Raw genomic sequence first — 19,566 nt, forward strand, 5'->3', positions numbered from 1 at the left:
CTAAGGTCTTGTTTGATAGGGAAGGGAGGAAGGATTATTCTGCTTCATCTATCCATGCTTGTTGCACGGCTTCAAGAATACGCTCGCCGCAACGCGCCGGATCATCGTCAAATTCAGGCAACGCCATAATCAAATCACGCAGTTGGGTAAAGCGTACGGTTTTCGGATCGATGCTGTCGCCGTGTAAGTCGTAGAGTTCTTCGGCGATGCGTTGGGTATCTGTCCATTTCATGATGTGTTCCTTTATTGGGTTTGGGCTATTAGTAATTATTTTAATCAAGAAGAAGTCGGACTGCCAGATTGTTTTACGGAAGATTGGCAGATAAATGATGGCGCTATTTTTTAACAAAATAGCATAGTTGCGTTAAAATACGGCAAGACACTTAAAATTCACGGCAATCTGCCGTTTTATACTTTCTATTCCGCTTTGTATGATTTGGTTTTCATACAAAATTTACACTTTGTTATGCAACCAAATTTTTTGGAATGGCTCTTAAGAAAATCCATCGCTTAAAAATAAAGGAAAAAAGATGAATAACGCACTCAACGCCAAGCTGTCCAAACTGATTTACGCGCTTGCTTCCGATGATCCGGAGTATCTGTCTAAAGCAGGCGCATTTGACCGTTTGCTGTTGTTGGTTCGCGAATTTTATCGGATGCTGGACGAAACAGAAGGTTTGAAGCAGCTGGTGTTCCGTCTGTATTACGGCAAGCATTATGGTTTGATTAAACTGGATGCCGCTTCACCCAATGACGATGCAGGCGCGTTGAGGCTGAAACGTTGGATGGTTTATTCGCGTATCGCAGAGCGTATCGAAAATTGCGGCAAGCATTTGTCGGTCGTGCTTGAAGATGCGGTGTTGGAAAATGGCGCGGACAAATCTCATTATATAGATGAAGCCAATGTCATTATCGAGCGTTTCGGTTTGGTAAGAGATGAGGCTGCACTTTCGGCGATTGAGGCAGAGGAAGCTTTGAAGGCTGAGGCTGAACTGCCGACAGTAAATAAATCTCAGAACGCTGCTCCCCGTTATAATGGCAATATGCATCAAATCAGAATGCAAGAAAAAATTGAAAATTACTCCGCTACGCAGAAAGTGGCCTCCATGCAGATTTCGCGTATGCGTTTTATTTTCCCTCATATCAAATAATTTGCTGCATAACCAAAAGGCCGTCTGAAAACCATGAATTTATGGTTTCAGACGGCCTTTTCATTAAACCTTGTTTTAATGGTCTTCACGCGCGTGGTTGATCGTATATTTAGGAATTTCTACGACCAAATCTTCATCGGCAACGACTGCCTGACAGCTCAAGCGTGAATCGGCTTCCAAGCCCCATGCTTGGTCGAGCAGGTCTTCTTCCAATTCGGTTGGTTCTTCCAAGCTGTCAAAACCTTTGCGGATAATCACGTGGCAGGTTGTGCAGGCACAGGATTTTTCACAGGCGTGATCGACTTCGATATCGTGGTCGAGCAGTACGTCAAGGACGGTTTGGCCTTCCGGTGCGTCTTCGATAACCGCGCCTTCGGGGCATAATGTCGCGTGTGGGAGTACGGTAATTTTTGGCATTTTTATTGTCTCAGTTGTTTAAGAGTGGTTGTGGTTAAAGCGGTTTCAGACGGCTTTGGATATTCAATATTCAGGCCGTCTGAAAAATGGGTTTATAACATGATGCCTTTATTTCTTAAATTTTTCAGACATTCGTCCAAGTAAGCATCATCATGTTCGGCATAAATCGGCGAAGTAGCTGTTTCAGCTGCGTGCGAATGGTATGGGGCAACGGCTTTACCGCGATATAGCGGGTCTTTCCATAAGGCATCGGGTTTGTAACCACGCCTTTCCATTTCTTCCATAATCAACGCGTGATACAGGTAGAGTTTGTAGGGTGAGTGGGTAAAAACGTAATTAACCGTCGCATGCGGCCTGCCCCAGCCCGCTCCGCGTAAAGCGGCACATTCACGGCGTTGCCCCAAAAGCTGGGCGCGGGGGAGCAGGGGGATAAGGGTTTGGTGCCAGAGTCTCATAGAAGTAATCAGGTCGTTTTGGATATTAGATTTTCAGACGGCCTTTTTATCAAAGGCCGTCTGAAACCATTTGCCGTCAAATATTATCAACGCTTTGACCTGTCAGCGCACGTTGGATATTGCGGTTCATGCGCTTGGCGGCGAAGTTGTCTGTGCTGTGGCTGAGTTTGGCGACGGCGGCACGGATGTCTTCGGCTTTGCCGTCTTTCAGACGGCCTTGCAAGTTGGCAATGTCTTGTTGAATCTGTTGCAACTCTTCAGCTTCCAACAAATCGCTGTCTAACTCAAGGGCTGCGTTAACGGCGTCGGTTAGGCTTTCGGCTTCGACTACGGCTTCGGCGCGTGCGCGTGCGGCCATGTCTTCGGCGGCGTTGCTCATGCTGTCTTTGAGCATTTGGGTAATGGTGCCGTCGTCCAAGCCGTAGGAAGGTTTGACTTCGATTTGCGCCTGTACGCCGGTGCTTTGTTCTTGTGCGGAAACGGACAGCAAACCGTCGGCATCAACTTGGAAGGTCACGCGGATACGCGCTGCGCCTGCTGCCATGGGCGGAATACCGCGCAGGGTAAATTTGGCAAGGCTGCGGCAGTCGGAAACGAGTTCGCGCTCGCCTTGAACGACGTGTATCGTCATGGCAGTTTGACCGTCTTTGAAAGTGGTAAAGTCCTGCGCACGCGCGGTAGGAATGGTAGAGTTGCGCGGGATGATTTTTTCGGCGAGTCCGCCGTAGGTTTCCAAGCCGAGCGACAAGGGGGTAACGTCCAGCAGCAGCCATTCGCCGTCGGTTTTGTTACCCGCAAGGACGTTTGCTTGTATGGCGGCGCCGAGTGCGACCACTTCGTCAGGATTGAGGTTGTTCAGTGGAGTTTGGCCAAAGAAGGTGGCAACTGCTTGTTGAACGTGCAACATACGGGTAGAGCCACCAACCATAATCACTCCCTTGACATCGGCCTTGGTTACGCCTGCGTCTTTCAAAGCCTGTTTGACGGGTTCGATGGTTTTTTGTACCAGATTTTGGGTCAGATTATGAAACTCTTGGCGGGTAATGACGGTATGAACTTTATGGCCGTCTGAAAGTGTAGTTTCGATGACGGTTTCGGTTTGAGTGGTCAGTTTTTCTTTGGCAGTACGGACAAGGGAAAGCAGAAGCTGGCTGTCTTGTTCGTTGAGTTTGGAAAGGTCGTTTTGTTCGAGCAGGTAGCAGAACAAACGATGGTCGAAGTCATCGCCGCCCAATGCGCTGTTGCCACCGGTGGCTTTTACTTCAAACAGGCCTTTAGTCAGTTGCAATACGGATACGTCGAATGTGCCGCCGCCCAAATCATAAACAACAAACGTACCTTCTGAGGCGTTGTCCAGTCCGTAGGCGATTGCAGCGGCGGTCGGCTCATTGAGGAGGCGCAATACATTCAAGCCTGCCAAGCGTGCGGCATCTTTGGTGGCTTGACGTTGGGCGTCGTCAAAATAAGCAGGTACGGTAATGACGGCACCGACCAAATCGCCGCCTAATGTTTCTTCGGCACGCGATTTGAGGGCTTTGAGGATTTCTGCCGATACTTCGATAGGCGTTTTCGCACCTTGACGGGTGTTTAATTCAACCACGCGCTCATTGGGTGTAAATTGATAGGGCAGGTATTGCGCGTCTTGTGTAAGGTCGGTAAGGGTGCGTCCGATCAAGCGTTTGGCAGAGCTGACTGTATTTAGCGGATCGGTTTTTTGGGCTGAAAGGGCGTTTTTGCCGACTTCGACTTCGCCATCCAAATAACGGACAACCGAAGGCAGGGTGGTACGGCCGTCTGAATCAGGAAGGCAGACTGCACTGCCGCTGCGTACGGTGGCCACCAAGCTGTTGGTTGTGCCTAAATCAATGCCTACGGCGAGGCGGTGTTGATGGGGGGCGGCGGACATGCCGGGTTCGGAAATCTGCAAAAGAGCCATGATTGTGTGCCTTCTGATGCTGTATTTATTAGGATGGGGCAGATTTTAGCAGATTTTTGGCAGATAGTTGAGTGGTTTGCTAGGAAATAACCCTAAGGCCTAATGTTGTTTTTTAATTGAAAAGAAAGTGGATTTTGAATCCGTACTTGTATTTTTTAAGAAATGCGGATAAAATTCAGCCTCTTTGCCTTGCCTTTTACTTCGCATGGTGAAAGGCTGTTTTTAATCATCCATAAGGAGATAACATGCGTCATTACGAGATCGTGTTTATCGTTCATCCTGATCAAAGCGAGCAAGTGCCTGCTATGGTTGAGCGTTACAAAACCATGATTACTGAAGCCAGCGGTAAAATCCACCGTTTGGAAGACTGGGGCCGTCGTCAATTGGCTTACCCAATAAACAAAATCCACAAAGCACACTATGTTTTGATGAATATCGAAACTACTCCCGAAGTGGTTGAAGAGCTGGAAACTGCTTTCCGCTTCAATGATGCCGTACTGCGTCACCTGACCATCAAAACAAAACACGCTGTAACTGAAGCTTCCCCAATGCTGGGCGGCGAAAAAGCAAAAAACTTGCTGAACGGTGCAGCTGAAGAAGTTGCAGCAGCCGAATAAGATTGAACAATCTGATTAAGCTTACCGCCCGTATCTTGCAGGTTCAGCCTTTGAGATATACGCCGGCAGGAATTCCTGTTTTAGATGTTGTGTTGCAACATGAGTCCTGGCAGGAAGAAAACGGACAGAAATGTCTGGTCAAATTTGAAATTCCCGCGCGGATCTTAGGTAAGCAGGCTGAGGAATGGCAGTATCGGCAAGATGCCATCATCGAGTCGGAAGGTTTTTTGGCGCAACGCAGCCAACGCTTCCCCAAGCCGGTACTACGCATACAGAACATTAAAGAATATAAAGGTTAAACGACAATGGCTCGTCAATCATTCAAACGTAGAAAATTCTGCCGCTTTACGGCTGAAAAAATCCAAGAAGTTGATTACAAACAAGTTGATTTGTTGAAAGACTTCATCTCTGAAAACGGCAAAATCATCCCTGCCCGCATTACTGGTACTAAAGCACACTACCAACGTCAGTTGGCTACTGCTGTGAAACGTGCCCGTTTCCTGGCTCTGTTGCCTTACACCGATCAACACAAATAATTTTGGAGTTTAAATCATGCAAATTATTCTGTTAGAAAAAATCGGCGGTCTGGGTAACTTGGGTGATATCGTTACCGTTAAAAACGGTTACGCACGCAACTTCCTGATCCCTGCCGGTAAAGCAAAACGTGCAACCGAAGCCAACATGAAAGAATTCGAAGCACGCCGCGCTGAATTGGAAGCCAAACAAGCTGAAATCTTGGCTGATGCTAAAGCCCGTCAAGAAAAACTGGAAGGCCAAACCATTACTGTTGCTCAAAAAGCCGGTGTTGATGGTCGTCTGTTCGGTTCTGTTACCAATGCTGACATCGCTGAAGCGATTGTTGCTGCCGGTATCCAAGCTGCTAAAGCAAACGTACGTCTGCCTAACGGTCCATTGAAAGCTGTTGGCGAATACGAAGTGGAAGTGGCTCTGCACACTGACGCTGTTGCTAAAATTACCGTTGCTGTTGTTGCAGCCGCTGAGTAATTGATTCATTCAAGGCCGTCTGAAAATCAAGGGTTTCCTTGGATTTCAGACGGCCTTGTTTATGTGCTTGAGTCGAAGCAAATAGGTGTCGAGTTGCCTATATTTTTGGCTGATTAAAAAGTATGGCGGTTGGCATAGAGAGATGATGTGTTGGACGAATATTCTTTCGTATTCGGATTTGTCATGGTGTTTAATAAAGAGATTATTTATGAATAAAATCAAAATCTTTGGGATGGGTCTGGCTGCTTTGGCTCTGGCTTCATGTAGTACCCCACAAAAGCCTGCTGTTGATACGGCAAAACCTGTCGAGCCTGTTTCCTCTGTAAAACGCCCTGTATTTGATGCAGCGGCTGAATCTGTTGCCAGCAGCGGTTTTAATGAAAACGTCAATGTTCAGCAGTTTATCCAATATGAAGTGAAAAACCGTCATTTCAGTGCGGAAGAATTGCGTAATTTCTTTAATGACGTGGTGTATAAAGGCAACATTATTACCATTATGTACCGCCCAAGCACTTCGCGTCCTTGGTATGAGTTCCGTACCGGTAACTCTGGTGCAGCCAAATTTAACGGCGGCAGACAATTCTATGCGGCAAACCGTGCTGTAATTGATGATGTGGCACGCAAATACGGCGTACCTGCCGAATTGATTGTGGCGATTCTCGGTATTGAGACCAATTATGGCAAAAATACGGGCAGCTTCCGCGTTGCTGATGCTTTGAGTACATTGGCCTTTGATTATCCTCGCCGTGCCGAATTTTTCCAAAACGAATTGAGCGAACTTTTGCTGATGGCAAAAGAAGAAAAAGAAAATATCTTTGACTTCAAAGGCAGCTATGCCGGCGCGATGGGCATGCCGCAATTTATGCCTTCAAGCTACCGTAAATGGGCGGTGGACTATGATGGTGATAGTCATCGCGATATTTGGAATAATGTTGGCGATGTGGCGGCTTCTGTCGCCAATTATATGAAACAGCATGGCTGGCAGACCGGCGGTAAGATGGTTGTGCCGGTCAGTCTGACGATTACTCCACACTTGCAGGCGATTATCGATGAGAAAACTGCCTTGACGCGCACTGTCGCAGATTTCAAAGCTTTGGGTGTCGTGCCTCAAGCTGCTGTTGCGGATAATGAAAAGGCTGTATTGTATGCTTTGGAAACCAGCCCGGGCGTATTTGAATACTATTTGGGCCTGAATAACTTCTACACGGTATGGCAATATAACCACAGCCGCATGTATGTAACAGCGGTACGCGATATTGCGAATGCAATCAATAATAATAATGGCCTGTAAGCCATAAGAAAACCACCCGTTTGGGTGGTTTTTAAGTATTTATGACTTTTGCAGAACAATTTAAGCTGTTAGTCTGATTTTCATGGCGTAACGTTTTTTGCTGTGCCCTGAAACAAATTGTCCGCCTCGGGCAGGGGATAAAAACGCATTGCCTTCTGCGGTTGGTTCTGCACAAGTATATTGGCCGTTTCGATCGCTCCAGAGGGCATACACAGGCAGATTGTGGGTGCGGATATCCAGTTTTAAGCCGTCAAATGCAACGTGTGCATCCTGGTTGGAGGAAACAAATTCGGTATGGGAGATATAGTCGGCATCGTATGGCGCACCGTTGAAATCAAATTGTGTGCCGGCAGCGGTAAAGTAGGGGTGGAATCCTGGGGACGTGCGGACGGGTGATTCGCCGTAATTGCAGACAGTTAGGATGGCGATGGCTTCATTTTCGTTAGGCAGACTGTAATCAAGCAACCATTCGACGTGTTCATAGCCTTTTTCTGTGCTGATTAATTTTAAGCCGATATCCGATTCATTTTGATGGCGGATTTCCCAGTCTGAAGTTCTGCCGAAACCATGTTGGGCCAGATGATTTTTGCTGTCCGGTCCGAATTGGGGTAAGCAAACGTGCATGCCGCCGCGTAATTTTGTGTCATCGCCCACGTGGACGCTGGTTTTCGGGAATAAGACTTCCCGTCCTTTTAGAATCAGGGAGTCAATATATCCACCCATTGTGTTGACTTGCATTGTGGCTGATTGGTTGCGTAGTATGATTTCAGGCATAATGATTTAAGCTTTAAATTGTTTATTATTTGTGTAGCATTCTAACATTGCAATGACATGCTGTCGCTGTTTGCTTGATAGAAAATCCTTAATAAAAATCAAAAAAATGCTAGAATATATGCCATTTTCTGAGGCCGTCTGAAAAGCGGATAATTCTTTTCAGACGGCCTTCCGATTTATTTCCCGTAGAGAAACAACATGGCTTATCAAGTTCTTGCACGAAAATGGCGCCCGAAAACCTTTGCCGATTTGGTCGGTCAGGAACACGTCGTCAAAGCCCTGCGCAACGCGCTGGACGAAGGCCGTCTGCACCATGCCTATCTGCTGACAGGGACGCGCGGTGTGGGTAAAACCACGATTGCCAGGATTTTGGCCAAGAGTTTGAACTGCGAAAATGCCGTGCATGGCGAACCATGCGGTCAGTGTGAAAGCTGTACGCAAATCGACAGCGGCCGTTATGTGGATTTATTGGAAATCGACGCGGCATCGAATACCGGTATCGATAATATCCGCGAAGTGTTGGAAAACGCCCAATACGCGCCGACAGCGGGTAAATACAAAGTCTATATCATCGACGAAGTGCATATGCTTTCCAAAAGCGCGTTCAATGCCATGCTGAAGACTTTGGAAGAACCGCCTGAACACGTTAAATTTATTTTGGCGACCACCGATCCGCATAAAGTCCCCATTACCGTATTGAGCCGCTGTTTGCAGTTTGTTTTGCGCAACATGACAACCCAGCAGGTTGCCGAGCATTTGGCACATGTCTTGGATCGTGAAAACGTTCCTTATCAGCCACAGGCTTTGCAACTTTTAGGCCGTGCCGCCGCCGGCTCGATGCGCGATGCGTTGAGCCTTTTGGATCAGGCGATTGCCATGGGGTCGGGTAAAGTGGCCGAACAAGATGTCCGCCAAATGATCGGAGCAGTCGATAAACAATACTTGTTTGAATTGCTTGAAGGAATCATCAATCAAAACGGTGAGGCCTTGCTGGAAAAAGCTCAGGAAATGTCCGCCAGAGCGATTGGTTTTGACAGCGCATTGGCAGAATTGGCCATGTTGTTGCAACGTTTGGCTTTAATTCAAACCATTCCTTCCGCCTTGGCAAATGATGACCCTGAACGTGAAACTTTGCTGCGATTAAGTCAGGCTTTGAGTGGAGAGCAGATTCAGCTTTATTATCAATGTGCTATTCATGGTAAACAGGATTTGCCGCTGGCTCCGGATGAGTATGCCGGTTTTGTCATGACGCTTTTGCGCATGCTTGCATTTGCGCCGTTGGCTGCTTCGGGTTGCGATACGCAAAGTCAGATTGAACACACGAATTTGCATTCCGACCATCAGAAAGCTGAGGCCGAAAAAAAGCCTTTTCAGCTGCTGAAATCTGAGCCGATAGCAGCACCGGCGGTTGAGAAAGAGGCTGTTTCTGCCAAGCAGGATACCGTTGAAAGGCCGTCTGAAGAAACGGTTCAGCCTGTTCAGCAACAACAGGCGGATGTGCCGCCTTGGGAAGATATGCCGAGCCAAGTATCGGCTGAGCCGCCTCAAACACAAACGGCGCAGATGCAAGAAACTGCGGAGCCATTGCCTGTTGCAAAAGTTCAGACGGCCCCTGAGCCGGAAGCATATCCGCACATGGATGATGAAATTCCGCCTCCGTATTTTGATGAAGCATATGCATATGAAGATTCACACCGTGCTGATGTGATAGAAGTGCCGCAGCCGGTTGTGTCTGCTGAGTCTGAAGAAGAGGAGGGGGATGAAGAAGAGCTTCAGTTCGCTCCTTTGCCTGAGTTTAAAACTGAGAATTGGCACAGCATTATCGAACGCTTCGCCCGTAAATTAGGCGCAGCGCAGATGTTGGCACAAAATGCGGCATGGACGAGTTATGATGCGGAAGCAGGTTTAATCATGCTGTCGTTGACGGATGAGGCCAAAGCCACCGCTAATAAAGAGCGCTTGGACAAAATCTGCCAGACATTGAGCGAGGCCTACCATCTTGGTAATTTAAGGTTGCAAACCGAGCCTTGGCAGGATGATAAAGGCTGGGAAACGCCGGTGATGCGCCGCAAACGTATTCAAGAAGAAGGACGGCAGCAGGCGCAAGATTTGCTGGAAGCGGATACAACGGCGCAGAAAATTTTGCAAACCTTTGAAGCGCAATGGCTGCCGGATTCTTTAGAATTAGCAGGACATTCTTAAAATACTGACATACAAGGCCGTCTGAAAGGCAATAGTGTTTTTCAGACGGCATGAGTGAAACCCATTTATTCAAACCCATAGGAGTAAAACATGTTCGGAAAAGCCGGATTAGGCGGCCTGATGAAACAGGCTCAACAAATGCAGGAAAACATGAAAAAGGCACAAGCCAAGCTGGCTGAAACCGAAGTTGAAGGTGAAGCAGGCAATGGTTTGGTGAAAGTTGTGATGACGTGTTCGCATGTTGTCCGCAAACTTGAAATCAGCCCTGATTTGATTCAAGAAGCCGCTGACGACAAAGAAATGCTGGAAGATTTGGTATTGGCCGCTATCAATGCCGCTTCTGAAAAAGCCGAAGAAACCACCAACAAAACCATGGGTGCATTCACCCAAGGCCTGCCGGCAGGCATGGGCGACTTCTTCCGCTAAACCCGCTCCGCAAAGCAAACAAAGGTCGTCTGAAACGCCAAAAATCAGTTTCAGGCGGCCTTTGGATTATCTGTTTTGCAGATTGAAATCAACATATCGGCAGTTATTCCGCCGAAGGTATATTGAGTGTTTATTGCATTCAAATCCGCTCAATCAATATTAAAAACCAATCGATACACCAAACAAAATGAAACCGTCCCTTTCCATCCGCTCACTTCTTTTAAGCTGTATATTCGCTGCAGCAAGCGCAAACAGCTTTGCCGCCGAAACTGTCATTATTTCTCCGGATAAACAGTTCAGCGTTAAAAAAGTCTGCAACCACAAAACCAAAGAATGCTCTTTCTTTGCAGGCAAAAAAGCCATCGAGAAAAATCTTCCCGAAGACAGGACTAGCCATAAGTGGCTTGGCAATACCTTCGTATTAAGGACTAGCTTCGGGTCGTATGATTCCTACACCACCTTCGCCGACCGTACCCACAAGCCCCATACGCTTTCCTCCGTCATCGCCACCGACAGCAAAACGCAATGCGCCGTGACAGCAGATAATAAAGGCGTGTCGTTCTACTCGCTGTTCCGCGACAAACCTGTCAAATTCATTGCTGCAAACGACAAAAAATTCGGCTTCCTCCAAGATGTTGCCACGCTGGAATCCGTCGTCGAAGCAGAATTTAAAGGCAAGAAAATCCGCATGACGTATATGAACAAAGCCGAACGCAATGTCTCGGTCGTTTTAGATAATCCGTGTGTGAAATGATGTGCCAAATTTGATGGACAAGGCCGTCTGAAAAGATGCTGCCTATTCAAAAATAAAACAGCCCGAAACCTGATTGACAAAAGGTTTCGGGCTATTTGCGTTTGTTCATCAGTCGAAGCGGTTAGGGCGCAAGGCGTGCCAGTTTGGCGGGTAGAGGACTTTACAAAGGTCTTATGAGGATTCAGGGCTTTCTTTGGGAAAAAACAATCGTTCCTTATTGATGTAAAAAAGCCTGAACAGCAGTTCAGGCTTTTAAAATTTGGCTCCCCGACCTGGGCTCGAACCAGGGACCTGCGGATTAACAGTCCGTCGCTCTACCGACTGAGCTATCGGGGAATGGGGCGTATTATAATGGCTGGAAAAAATGTGTCAATCAATATTTTTAAGAAAATGGTGCAAAATATTTCAAATGTTTGAATGTTAAAAATATTTTGTAATCAAGTTTCACATACTCCCCAGCCGTTTCAGACGGCCTTTAGTATTTGGCGTTAACCAATTTGCCGTTTTGGAACACTTGCTGCTGCATCACGGTGCCGTTGTAGGCGTAAGTGGTTAACGAGCCATTGCTTGGCGTGGCGCGGAACTGCATCAGTTGGTTGCGGCTGAGGACGTAAGGGTCCGTGCGTTTTTGGCTGTTGTCGCTGTAAAAGTCTTGGACGACGTATTCGTTGTTGCGTTTGCTGATCAGTTGGCGATGGAAGCCGCCTTTGACTGCGCTGTTGCTGGGTGTGCCGTGTGCATCAAAATAGGTCACGATTTGTTCTTCTGAGATACGGATGCCGTCTGAATCCGTGCCTTTGGTGGTTTTGTCCAAGCCGACAGGGATGTTGATGGATGTACCCAGGCCGACATGGCGGCCGATGCTGGTGCCGACGCCTAAACCGACGGAAACGCCGGGCGTGCCGACTGTACATGCGCTGAGTGAAGCGGCCAAAAGGGTAGGTAAGAGAACTTTTTTCATAATGTGTATCCTTGTAATAAGAAATGTTTGTAATGTGGGAAGTATAGTATTTTTGCGGTGTGGCTGGTGTTAGTATTGGTAAAAGGGCGCAAGGCCGTCTGAAAAACAAGATAGAAACGGATATATCATTCTGGTGTAGAATGTGTCGAAATAATGATTTAATAAGAATGTGAATGAATAATGAAAACTTTGAAATTTACAAAGATGCACGGCTTGGGCAATGATTTTATGGTGGTCAATGCCATCAATCAGGACTTTGATCCGTTGGCTGCGCCGCTTGCCCAATGGGCAGACCGCTATCGCGGCGTGGGTTTTGATCAGTTTTTGGTAGTGGAGAAGCCTTCTTCTGATGCGGTCGATTTTCGGTACCGCATTTTCAATGCCGATGGTCGGGAAGTAGAGCAGTGCGGCAATGGTGCGCGTTGTTTTGCGCGTTTTGTCGCGGATAAGGGTTTGACGGATAAAACGGAAATTTTGGTCGAAACGGCCAAAGGGATTATTGTGCCGAAGCTGTTGGATAACGGTTTGGTTACCGTCAATATGGGTAAACCGCGTTTCATGCCGTCTGAAATTCCGTTTGTGCCTGCACATGGTGAAAATGAAGATGCGCTGACACATATTGTCTTAGTCGGTTTGGAGTCTGTACCGGTAAGCTGCGTGAATATGGGTAATCCGCATGCGGTGATTTTGGTTGATGATGTTGAGACTGCGCCAGTGGAATATTGGGGCAGCGCTATTGAGTCGCACGAGCAGTTCCCTGAACGGGTCAATGTCGGCTTTTTGCAGGTCGAAGATGAATTGTCAGTCCGCCTGCGCGTGTTTGAACGCGGGGTGGGGGAAACTCAGGCTTGCGGCACTGGAGCGTGTGCGGCCGTGGTGGCAGGCGTGCGCAATGGCTTGCTGAAAGCGGGTGCGCCTGTGCGTGTTACTCTGCCTGGCGGCGAATTGTTTATCAGTTGGGAAGAAGGTGGCGATGTGCAAATGACCGGCCCTGCTGAAACCGTTTTTGAAGGTGAGTTGCAGTATTCATGATGGTTTCTTTGGATTTTTGGTTTGCCGTCGCGTATGCTGCGGTATCGTTGGCATTTATTTTTCGCGCGCAGCGGTTTCAATGGTTGTGGGCTGCAGTGTTGTTGTGGCTGGGGATTTCGGCACTAGGCGCGCGCTTGTTGCCCGGAATGTGGGGTTTTACGCATACAGGCCCTTTGTTCATCCCTCATTTTTATCTGACAATCGCCAGTATTTTCTTCTTTATTGATGACTGCAGTAAAACCGAAGACAAAAAGTTTTGGTCGGCAGGCGAATATGCCGGTTTGACCTTATTTGCGGTTTCCAATGTCGTCATGACTTTGGCTTTTGTTTTCTTGGCAGGCGTGGTTTATTTCACCTTGCCATTGGCAGGCGCGGTTTTTGCATGGGCGGCCTTGCTGAAAATTTATGCCTTGAAACCGATTTATTGGTTTGTTTTGCAGGGCGTGTTGATGCTGGTGTTTTATCTGCACCGTGTGGTTGTTTGCAAGCAGTCTGCCTCTCTTTTCAGTATGCGGCAGATGTGGGCAGGCTGGATGGTTGCCGTCGTGATGCAGGCTATGGTTGCCGTTACATTGATTTTTGAGCGTAGTGGATATTGACCGCGCTTGAACCAAAAGTTATAAAGAAAGAAATTTTCGATATTGGTTTTTCAGACGGCCTGAGTTTAATATGCAGGCTGTATTACATCTAAATCAGGAGTAGGAAATGAAAATTGCAAATAATATTACCGAGCTGATCGGCAATACACCTCTGGTGAAACTGAACCGCCTGACCGAAGGTTTAAAAGCGCAAATCGCCGTTAAACTTGAATTCTTTAATCCAGGCAGCAGCGTGAAAGACCGTATTGCCGAATCTATGATTGAAGCGGCCGAGCAAGCCGGTAAAATCAATAAAGATACCGTTATCGTCGAGGCAACCAGTGGCAATACCGGTATCGGTTTGGCCATGGTGTGCGCGGCCCGCGGTTATAAATTGGCCATCACCATGCCTGAAAGCATGAGTAAAGAACGCAAAATGCTGCTGCGTGCGTTTGGTGCAGAATTGATTTTGACCCCTGCTGCCGAAGGCATGGCGGGCGCTATTGCCAAAGCTCAATCTTTAGTGGACGAACATCCGGGCACTTATTTCATGCCGCGCCAATTTGATAACGAGGCCAATCCTGAAGTTCACCGCAAAACCACTGCCGAAGAGATTTGGCGCGATACAGACGGTAAAGTGGATATTTTCGTGGCCGGTGTGGGTACGGGCGGTACGATTACCGGCGTGGGCGAAGTGTTGAAAAAATACAAACCCGAAGTTCAAATCGTGGCTGTCGAGCCTGAAGCTTCCCCAGTATTGAGCGGTGGTGAGAAAGGCCCACATCCGATTCAAGGTTTGGGTGCAGGCTTTATCCCCAGCGTTTTGAATACGACTGTTTACGACAGCATTTCCAAAGTACCTAACGAGGCAGCGTTTGAAACTGCGCGCGCTATGGCCGAAAAAGAAGGTATTTTGGTAGGTATTTCTTCCGGTGCCGCGGTATGGAGCGCATTGCAACTGGCTAAAAAACCTGAAAACGAAGGCAAGCTGATTGTTGTCTTGTTGCCATCGTATGGCGAACGCTATCTTTCTACGCCTTTGTTTGCCGATTTGGCATAATATAGGATTATTGTTAAAAGGCCGTTTTCAGACGGCCTTTTTTGCGTATGGGCTTGAGATATCGTATGAAATCTGTTGTAATTCAGTTAATGAGCTTTGAATACCGTTATTCAAAAGTTGGTTTCTTCAACGAATCATGCTTATAATGCGCATTATGAAAAAATACATTCTTCCTATCCTTGCTGTGGCGGCACTTGCCGGTTGTGAATCGATTTATGTTCCAACATTGAAAGAAGTGCCAGTTCGACCAACCAACGTCAAGAAACCTAAGGCTGATTCACAAGTTTCAGCTACCGGTTATCATTTGGCTCCTTCGCATTGGGCAGATGTTTCCAAGATTCATGATGAAGCACGTCGCTTGAGTACCCAAGTGAGCCAAGGTAGTCTGACCAAAGTTCAGGCTGCCCAATATTTGAACCGCTTCCGTATCCAACAAGTGGGACGCAACTCTGTCGATGACAGTATGTACGAAGTTTATCTGCGTTCTGCCGTTGACAGCCAACGTGGTGAAATTACTACCGAGCAATCCAAACAGTACATCCAAGGTGCTTTGCGCGGTTGGCAGCAACGTTGGAAAAACATGGATACTAAGCCAAGCAATCCTGCATTTACCAACTTCCTGATGGAAGTTATGGGTATGCAACCTTTGAAATAAAAAGTCATAAACTGAGAAGGCCGTCTGAATATTCAGGCAGCCTTCTTTTTATATGTATGTGTGTCGTTGAATTCTATTTAATATGATGTTTTTAAAATTTCAAAACAAACAACAGCGTTTTTTCTATTTATTGACTACGGCTGTTTTTATTTCTGTCGTTATGGTTATATGGTCTTATGCATGGTCGAAATATTTTGATTTAGGAGCGAATGAGTCAAGAGAGGCTGTAGAGATTGCAGGATTGAGTCTGTTATTGCAGTTTTTTTATGCCTCCCCTATTTTTGTTTCAAGAGATATATTTTTACTTCTCTTGCGATTACATCGATTATTAATGGAGTATATCTGTATTTGTATTGGATGTCTTCTACGCCTCCCTGTTGTGGAGATATGGGGCAGGGTTTGATTACTATGCTGTATATGTTTATTTCAGGTGTATATTTCGTTGTTTCATGTGGGATTTTTATTGACTATTTGTATTCTAAGAAGGTTCAAAAAAATAGGAAGTCATCATAAGTTGAGATATGATGGAGAAAAGGCCGTCTGAAACCTAGATTTTAGGTTTCAGACGGCCTTTTATTTTGCTGTATTGTAAACGTTGTTTGCCGATGCAACACGAGTCTGTCTGTTCTAGTGGTGCACGATATCGCCAGTAATAAGCCTATAAGGTTTTTCGAAGTGAAATTCTTACACTGCGAGAGCTAAGGTCAGGGAATCACCCTGGCTGTTGTTAAGGTAGGCAGAAAGTGCAGAGTGGTTTTTCATAGGCGATTTAGGTGTATTTGAAGAAAAAGTGTGTCCGACTTGTGGTCGGTGCATGTTGTTAAGAACCAAACAGCTTGTCAGCCGCTTGACGGGCTTTTTCTTGAATATCTTCGGTCAGATAGTTTTTCATCTGAGAATAAACCAGCGCAATGACGGCAATGTCATCGCTGAAGCCAAATGGAATCAGAAGGTCGGGAATGCTGTCGATAGGGCTGAGGAAATAAACCAGTGCGCCGACAATAATCATTTTAGCCCGTTTGGGCGTGTGTTCGGATTCCCAAAGGTAATAAAGTGCATAAAGCTGTCGGACGACAGGTTTGCCCAGACGGCCGGCAAAGCGTCCGAGTTTTTTCATAAAGCCGGATGTGTCTAAATTTCGACGGCGGAAGGAGGGGATGTAGTCCTCCGGATCGGGTGTATTTTGATGAGGGGAGTGTGTCATGATGCAGCTTCCTTATAAGGTATGGAAACATTGTTGGTATTGCACTGTATTTTAGTCCATCTAGGGATAGATGAAATGTCTTTGAATGTATAACTATGTAAGAGTAATGATGATAATGCAATGGTAATAAGTTAAGAATAGCTTATGCCTTTGTAAAGATTAGGTATCAAGAGTGAGAATTTATCTCACAATAGATACAATTCTCAAATCATAATGATGTTATTGTAAGTGCTTTGATGGGGAGATGGCTTAATTGCAGGAAAGTAACAAAAAAGGCTAGCCACGCAAAAAAAATCTAAGAATGATTGTTTGATTTTATTGGTCTTTTGGTAAAAATCATTAGAGCATTCATAAATTGCACTGTTCAAAATGAGATAAAACAGGTAAATTATGGTTTATGTAGCTTATTGTAGTGCTGAGCTATAGGTTTTGAGCTGATAATAAATCTAGAGGAACTGACCATGTCCGCCAAATCACGCCCGGTATTTTTGGAAATTCCGAATATCCGATTGCCCATACCGGGGATTGTATCTATTCTTCACCGTATCAGCGGCGTCGGCTTGTTTGTGATGCTGCCTGTTCTCTTGTATTTCTTCTCTGGAACGCTGGATCGCGAAGCGTCATTTGAAGCATATCGTTCTGCTATCTCCAATCCGTTTGTGAAGCTGATCCTTATCGGTCTGTTGTGGGCATATCTGCACCACTTTTTTGCCGGTATCCGCTTTCTGTTTTTGGATGTGCATAAAGGCCTGGAATTAAATACTGCCCGTACTACTGCTAAAGTTGTATTTGCTTCTGCTTTGATTCTGACCGTCGTTTTGGGAGCTTTGTTATGGTAGAACGTAAATTGACAGGTGCGCATTACGGTTTGCGCGATTGGGCAATGCAACGTGCAACTGCGGTCATCATGCTGGTGTATACCGTGGTTCTTTTGGTTGTTTTGTTTACGTTGCCTAAAGAATATTCGGCATGGCAGGCATTTTTTGATCAGACTTGGGTGAAAGTATTTACCCAAGTGAGCTTCTTGGCCGTATTCCTGCATGCATGGGTAGGTATCCGCGATTTGTGGATGGACTACATTAAGCCTTTCGGCCTGCGTTTGTTTTTACAAGTTGCCACCATCGTTTGGTTGGTAGGCTGCTTGGTGTATTCAGTTAAAGTAATTTGGGGGTAAATATGGGTTTTCCTGTTCGCAAGTTTGATGCCGTGATTGTTGGCGGTGGTGGTGCAGGTTTACGTGCAGCCCTCCAATTGTCTAAATCCGGCCTGAATTGTGCTGTTTTGTCTAAAGTGTTTCCAACCCGTTCGCATACTGTAGCGGCTCAAGGTGGTATTTCTGCTTCATTGGGTAATGTGCAGGAAGACCGTTGGGATTGGCACATGTACGATACCGTGAAAGGTTCTGACTGGTTAGGCGACCAAGATGCGATTGAGTTTATGTGTCGCGCCGCGCCTGAAGCCGTAATTGAGTTGGAGCACATGGGTATGCCTTTTGACCGTGTGGAAAGCGGTAAAATCTACCAACGTCCTTTCGGCGGTCATACTGCCGAACACGGTAAACGTGCGGTAGAACGTGCATGTGCAGTTGCCGACCGTACCGGCCATGCGATGTTGCATACTTTGTACCAACAAAACGTCCGTGCCAATACACAATTCTTTGTGGAATGGACGGCACAAGATTTGATTCGTGATGAAAACGGCGACGTCGTCGGTGTAACCGCCATGGAAATGGAAACCGGCGAAGTTTATATTTTCCACGCTAAAGCCGTGATGTTTGCTACCGGTGGCGGCGGCCGTATTTATGCGTCTTCAACCAATGCTTATATGAATACCGGTGATGGTTTGGGTATTTGTGCACGTGCAGGTATTCCGTTGGAAGACATGGAATTCTGGCAATTCCACCCGACTGGTGTAGCCGGTGCCGGTGTATTGATTACCGAGGGTGTACGCGGTGAGGGCGGTATTTTGTTGAATGCCGACGGCGAACGCTTTATGGAACGTTACGCTCCGACTGTAAAAGACTTGGCTTCCCGTGACGTGGTTTCCCGTGCGATGGCAATGGAAATCTACGAAGGCCGCGGCTGTGGTAAAAACAAAGACCACGTATTGCTGAAAATCGACCATATCGGTGCAGAAAAAATTATGGAAAAACTGCCGGGCATCCGCGAGATTTCCATTCAGTTTGCCGGTATCGACCCGATTAAAGACCCGATTCCTGTTGTGCCGACTACTCACTACATGATGGGCGGTATTCCGACCAACTACCATGGCGAAGTCGTTGTTCCACAAGGTGAAGATTACGAAGTACCTGTAAAAGGTCTGTATGCGGCAGGTGAGTGCGCTTGTGCTTCCGTACACGGTGCGAACCGCTTGGGTACTAACTCTCTGTTGGACTTGGTGGTATTCGGTAAAGCTGCCGGTGACAGTATGATTAAATTCATCAAAGAGCAAAGCGACTGGAAACCTTTGCCTGCTAATGCCGGTGAATTGACCCGCCAACGTATTGAGCGTTTGGACAACCAAACCGATGGTGAAAACGTTGATGCATTGCGTCGCGAACTGCAACGCTCTGTACAACTGCATGCCGGCGTGTTCCGTACCGATGAGATTCTGAGCAAAGGCGTTCGAGAAATCATGGAGATTGCCGAGCGCGTGAAACGTACTGAAATCAAAGACAAGAGCAAAGTATGGAATACCGCGCGTATCGAAGCTTTGGAATTGGATAATCTGATTGAAGTAGCGAAAGCGACTTTGGTGTCTGCCGAAGCACGTAAAGAATCGCGTGGCGCACACGCTTCAGACGACCATCCTGAGCGCGATGACGAAAACTGGATGAAACATACCCTGTATCATTCAGATACCAATACTTTGTCTTACAAACCGGTACATACCAAGCCTTTGAGCGTGGAATACATCAAACCGGCTAAACGCGTTTATTGATGAGTTTTCAGACGGCCTTTACCTTAAAGTCCGTCTGAAACCTAACCATACCCACATTGAACTGCTTGAATTTATAATACAAAATCATTGAGCAGTTTATGAGAAAAG

Annotated in this window: 23 protein-coding genes and 1 tRNA gene; 16 read left to right on the plus strand and 8 right to left on the minus strand. The window is 46.7% G+C overall.

What is annotated here, in order from left to right; all coding sequences use genetic code 11:
* Nucleotides 1–34 precede the first annotated feature (34 nt).
* Complete coding sequence (iscX, locus tag TW89_RS11315; protein ID WP_003682097.1) at nt 35–232, minus strand: Fe-S cluster assembly protein IscX; 198 nt, start codon at nt 230–232, stop codon at nt 35–37.
* Nucleotides 233–530: 298 nt separating this feature from the next.
* Between iscX and TW89_RS11320 the strand changes: the two genes are divergently transcribed.
* Entirely contained in the window at nt 531–1,151 is a 621-nt protein-coding gene (locus TW89_RS11320; protein WP_128581490.1) for a hypothetical protein, read from the plus strand.
* 75 nt (nt 1,152–1,226) lie between these two features.
* Here the strand turns inward: TW89_RS11320 and fdx are convergent, their stop codons facing one another.
* The 3 genes from fdx to hscA all read right to left on the minus strand — a co-directional run bounded on the left by fdx (nt 1,227) and on the right by hscA (nt 3,959).
* On the minus strand, nt 1,227–1,568 hold the full coding sequence (fdx, locus tag TW89_RS11325) for an ISC system 2Fe-2S type ferredoxin (RefSeq protein WP_003686005.1): 342 nt from the start codon (nt 1,566–1,568) through the stop codon (nt 1,227–1,229).
* Nucleotides 1,569–1,660: 92 nt separating this feature from the next.
* On the minus strand, nt 1,661–2,023 hold the full coding sequence (locus TW89_RS11330) for a TIGR02328 family protein (RefSeq protein ID WP_128581491.1): 363 nt from the start codon (nt 2,021–2,023) through the stop codon (nt 1,661–1,663).
* A 76-nt stretch (nt 2,024–2,099) separates the two neighbouring features.
* Complete coding sequence (hscA, locus tag TW89_RS11335) at nt 2,100–3,959, minus strand: Fe-S protein assembly chaperone HscA (protein ID WP_128581492.1); 1,860 nt, start codon at nt 3,957–3,959, stop codon at nt 2,100–2,102.
* Between the two features lie 245 nt (nt 3,960–4,204).
* On the opposite strand from hscA, the gene rpsF reads away from it, so the two are divergent.
* From rpsF to mltB, 5 genes are all read left to right on the plus strand, one after another.
* Nucleotides 4,205–4,576, plus strand: coding sequence for a 30S ribosomal protein S6 (gene rpsF / locus TW89_RS11340; RefSeq protein WP_003686150.1), 372 nt, complete (start codon nt 4,205–4,207; stop codon nt 4,574–4,576).
* Nucleotides 4,573–4,875 (plus strand): primosomal replication protein N, encoded by a 303-nt coding sequence (gene priB / locus TW89_RS11345; protein ID WP_191620669.1) that lies wholly within the window; start codon nt 4,573–4,575, stop codon nt 4,873–4,875. The genes rpsF and priB overlap by 4 nt, the downstream gene beginning before the upstream one ends.
* Before the next feature lie 6 nt (nt 4,876–4,881).
* Nucleotides 4,882–5,112 (plus strand): 30S ribosomal protein S18, encoded by a 231-nt coding sequence (gene rpsR / locus TW89_RS11350; protein WP_003678863.1) that lies wholly within the window; start codon nt 4,882–4,884, stop codon nt 5,110–5,112.
* Between the two features lie 16 nt (nt 5,113–5,128).
* Nucleotides 5,129–5,581, plus strand: a complete 453-nt coding sequence (rplI, locus tag TW89_RS11355; RefSeq protein ID WP_003678862.1) for a 50S ribosomal protein L9 — start codon at nt 5,129–5,131, stop codon at nt 5,579–5,581.
* A 208-nt stretch (nt 5,582–5,789) separates the two neighbouring features.
* The gene (gene mltB / locus TW89_RS11360; protein WP_128581493.1) at nt 5,790–6,872 is read left to right on the plus strand and encodes a lytic murein transglycosylase B; all 1,083 of its coding nucleotides are present in this window, start codon (nt 5,790–5,792) and stop codon (nt 6,870–6,872) included.
* Nucleotides 6,873–6,932: 60 nt separating this feature from the next.
* Here mltB and TW89_RS11365 read toward each other — a convergent pair whose 3' ends face one another.
* Nucleotides 6,933–7,646 (minus strand): aldose epimerase, encoded by a 714-nt coding sequence (locus tag TW89_RS11365; RefSeq protein ID WP_128581494.1) that lies wholly within the window; start codon nt 7,644–7,646, stop codon nt 6,933–6,935.
* A gap of 198 nt (nt 7,647–7,844) precedes the next feature.
* Here TW89_RS11365 and dnaX point away from each other — a divergent pair, with 198 nt between their 5' ends.
* The 3 genes from dnaX (at nt 7,845) to TW89_RS11380 (ending at nt 11,028) form a co-directional block, all read left to right on the plus strand.
* Entirely contained in the window at nt 7,845–9,848 is a 2,004-nt protein-coding gene (gene dnaX, locus TW89_RS11370) for a DNA polymerase III subunit gamma/tau (RefSeq protein WP_128581495.1), read from the plus strand.
* Nucleotides 9,849–9,938: 90 nt separating this feature from the next.
* Complete coding sequence (locus tag TW89_RS11375) at nt 9,939–10,274, plus strand: YbaB/EbfC family nucleoid-associated protein (RefSeq protein WP_003678854.1); 336 nt, start codon at nt 9,939–9,941, stop codon at nt 10,272–10,274.
* A gap of 187 nt (nt 10,275–10,461) precedes the next feature.
* Complete coding sequence (locus TW89_RS11380; RefSeq protein WP_128581496.1) at nt 10,462–11,028, plus strand: hypothetical protein; 567 nt, start codon at nt 10,462–10,464, stop codon at nt 11,026–11,028.
* Nucleotides 11,029–11,288: 260 nt separating this feature from the next.
* Here the strand turns inward: TW89_RS11380 and TW89_RS11385 are convergent.
* Nucleotides 11,289–11,364: transfer RNA gene (locus tag TW89_RS11385), tRNA-Asn, on the minus strand.
* Nucleotides 11,365–11,503: 139 nt separating this feature from the next.
* Complete coding sequence (locus tag TW89_RS11390) at nt 11,504–11,989, minus strand: NemA protein (protein ID WP_128581497.1); 486 nt, start codon at nt 11,987–11,989, stop codon at nt 11,504–11,506.
* A 180-nt stretch (nt 11,990–12,169) separates the two neighbouring features.
* Between TW89_RS11390 and dapF the strand changes: the two genes are divergently transcribed.
* The 4 genes from dapF (at nt 12,170) to TW89_RS11410 (ending at nt 15,314) form a co-directional block, all read left to right on the plus strand.
* Nucleotides 12,170–13,021: a diaminopimelate epimerase gene (dapF, locus tag TW89_RS11395; protein WP_128581498.1), complete on the plus strand. Its 852-nt coding sequence runs from the start codon at nt 12,170–12,172 to the stop codon at nt 13,019–13,021.
* Entirely contained in the window at nt 13,018–13,620 is a 603-nt protein-coding gene (locus TW89_RS11400) for a hypothetical protein (RefSeq protein WP_128581499.1), read from the plus strand. Before dapF ends, TW89_RS11400 begins: the two co-directional genes overlap by 4 nt.
* A gap of 106 nt (nt 13,621–13,726) precedes the next feature.
* The gene (gene cysK, locus TW89_RS11405; RefSeq protein ID WP_094192812.1) at nt 13,727–14,659 is read left to right on the plus strand and encodes a cysteine synthase A; all 933 of its coding nucleotides are present in this window, start codon (nt 13,727–13,729) and stop codon (nt 14,657–14,659) included.
* 154 nt (nt 14,660–14,813) lie between these two features.
* Nucleotides 14,814–15,314, plus strand: a complete 501-nt coding sequence (locus TW89_RS11410) for a membrane lipoprotein lipid attachment site-containing protein (protein ID WP_371444493.1) — start codon at nt 14,814–14,816, stop codon at nt 15,312–15,314.
* A gap of 820 nt (nt 15,315–16,134) precedes the next feature.
* On the opposite strand, the gene TW89_RS11420 is transcribed toward TW89_RS11410, so the two are convergent.
* Complete coding sequence (locus tag TW89_RS11420) at nt 16,135–16,518, minus strand: YkvA family protein (protein ID WP_049329785.1); 384 nt, start codon at nt 16,516–16,518, stop codon at nt 16,135–16,137.
* Nucleotides 16,519–16,979: 461 nt separating this feature from the next.
* Between TW89_RS11420 and sdhC the strand changes: the two genes are divergently transcribed.
* Genes sdhC through sdhA form a run of 3 tightly spaced genes read left to right on the plus strand, consistent with a single transcriptional unit; the run spans nt 16,980 to nt 19,458 of the window.
* On the plus strand, nt 16,980–17,357 hold the full coding sequence (sdhC, locus tag TW89_RS11425; RefSeq protein WP_004519263.1) for a succinate dehydrogenase, cytochrome b556 subunit: 378 nt from the start codon (nt 16,980–16,982) through the stop codon (nt 17,355–17,357).
* Entirely contained in the window at nt 17,351–17,692 is a 342-nt protein-coding gene (gene sdhD, locus TW89_RS11430) for a succinate dehydrogenase, hydrophobic membrane anchor protein (RefSeq protein ID WP_003678837.1), read from the plus strand. The genes sdhC and sdhD overlap by 7 nt, the downstream gene beginning before the upstream one ends.
* Nucleotides 17,693–17,694: 2 nt before the next feature.
* The gene (gene sdhA, locus TW89_RS11435; RefSeq protein WP_004519265.1) at nt 17,695–19,458 is read left to right on the plus strand and encodes a succinate dehydrogenase flavoprotein subunit; all 1,764 of its coding nucleotides are present in this window, start codon (nt 17,695–17,697) and stop codon (nt 19,456–19,458) included.
* Nucleotides 19,459–19,566: the final 108 nt, after the last annotated feature.

Origin of the sequence: Neisseria flavescens (assembly GCF_001618065.1) — a bacterium.
GTDB classification, from domain to species: domain Bacteria; phylum Pseudomonadota; class Gammaproteobacteria; order Burkholderiales; family Neisseriaceae; genus Neisseria; species Neisseria flavescens_A.

Excerpts from the sequence above, each read along its gene's own strand:
- TW89_RS11420 (WP_049329785.1), bottom strand. The coding sequence starts at position 16,518 with ATGACACACTCCCCTCATCAAAATACACCCGATCCGGAGGACTACATC.
- TW89_RS11365 (WP_128581494.1), bottom strand. The coding sequence starts at position 7,646 with ATGCCTGAAATCATACTACGCAACCAATCAGCCACAATGCAAGTCAAC.
- sdhC (WP_004519263.1), top strand. The coding sequence starts at position 16,980 with ATGTCCGCCAAATCACGCCCGGTATTTTTGGAAATTCCGAATATCCGA.
- TW89_RS11400 (WP_128581499.1), top strand. The coding sequence starts at position 13,018 with ATGATGGTTTCTTTGGATTTTTGGTTTGCCGTCGCGTATGCTGCGGTA.
- hscA (WP_128581492.1), bottom strand. The coding sequence starts at position 3,959 with ATGGCTCTTTTGCAGATTTCCGAACCCGGCATGTCCGCCGCCCCCCAT.
- TW89_RS11410 (WP_371444493.1), top strand. The coding sequence starts at position 14,814 with ATGAAAAAATACATTCTTCCTATCCTTGCTGTGGCGGCACTTGCCGGT.
- sdhA (WP_004519265.1), top strand. The coding sequence starts at position 17,695 with ATGGGTTTTCCTGTTCGCAAGTTTGATGCCGTGATTGTTGGCGGTGGT.
- cysK (WP_094192812.1), top strand. The coding sequence starts at position 13,727 with ATGAAAATTGCAAATAATATTACCGAGCTGATCGGCAATACACCTCTG.
- rpsF (WP_003686150.1), top strand. The coding sequence starts at position 4,205 with ATGCGTCATTACGAGATCGTGTTTATCGTTCATCCTGATCAAAGCGAG.
- TW89_RS11330 (WP_128581491.1), bottom strand. The coding sequence starts at position 2,023 with ATGAGACTCTGGCACCAAACCCTTATCCCCCTGCTCCCCCGCGCCCAG.
- dapF (WP_128581498.1), top strand. The coding sequence starts at position 12,170 with ATGAAAACTTTGAAATTTACAAAGATGCACGGCTTGGGCAATGATTTT.
- iscX (WP_003682097.1), bottom strand. The coding sequence starts at position 232 with ATGAAATGGACAGATACCCAACGCATCGCCGAAGAACTCTACGACTTA.
- dnaX (WP_128581495.1), top strand. The coding sequence starts at position 7,845 with ATGGCTTATCAAGTTCTTGCACGAAAATGGCGCCCGAAAACCTTTGCC.
- TW89_RS11375 (WP_003678854.1), top strand. The coding sequence starts at position 9,939 with ATGTTCGGAAAAGCCGGATTAGGCGGCCTGATGAAACAGGCTCAACAA.
- rpsR (WP_003678863.1), top strand. The coding sequence starts at position 4,882 with ATGGCTCGTCAATCATTCAAACGTAGAAAATTCTGCCGCTTTACGGCT.
- TW89_RS11380 (WP_128581496.1), top strand. The coding sequence starts at position 10,462 with ATGAAACCGTCCCTTTCCATCCGCTCACTTCTTTTAAGCTGTATATTC.
- sdhD (WP_003678837.1), top strand. The coding sequence starts at position 17,351 with ATGGTAGAACGTAAATTGACAGGTGCGCATTACGGTTTGCGCGATTGG.
- TW89_RS11390 (WP_128581497.1), bottom strand. The coding sequence starts at position 11,989 with ATGAAAAAAGTTCTCTTACCTACCCTTTTGGCCGCTTCACTCAGCGCA.
- TW89_RS11320 (WP_128581490.1), top strand. The coding sequence starts at position 531 with ATGAATAACGCACTCAACGCCAAGCTGTCCAAACTGATTTACGCGCTT.
- fdx (WP_003686005.1), bottom strand. The coding sequence starts at position 1,568 with ATGCCAAAAATTACCGTACTCCCACACGCGACATTATGCCCCGAAGGC.
- rplI (WP_003678862.1), top strand. The coding sequence starts at position 5,129 with ATGCAAATTATTCTGTTAGAAAAAATCGGCGGTCTGGGTAACTTGGGT.
- mltB (WP_128581493.1), top strand. The coding sequence starts at position 5,790 with ATGAATAAAATCAAAATCTTTGGGATGGGTCTGGCTGCTTTGGCTCTG.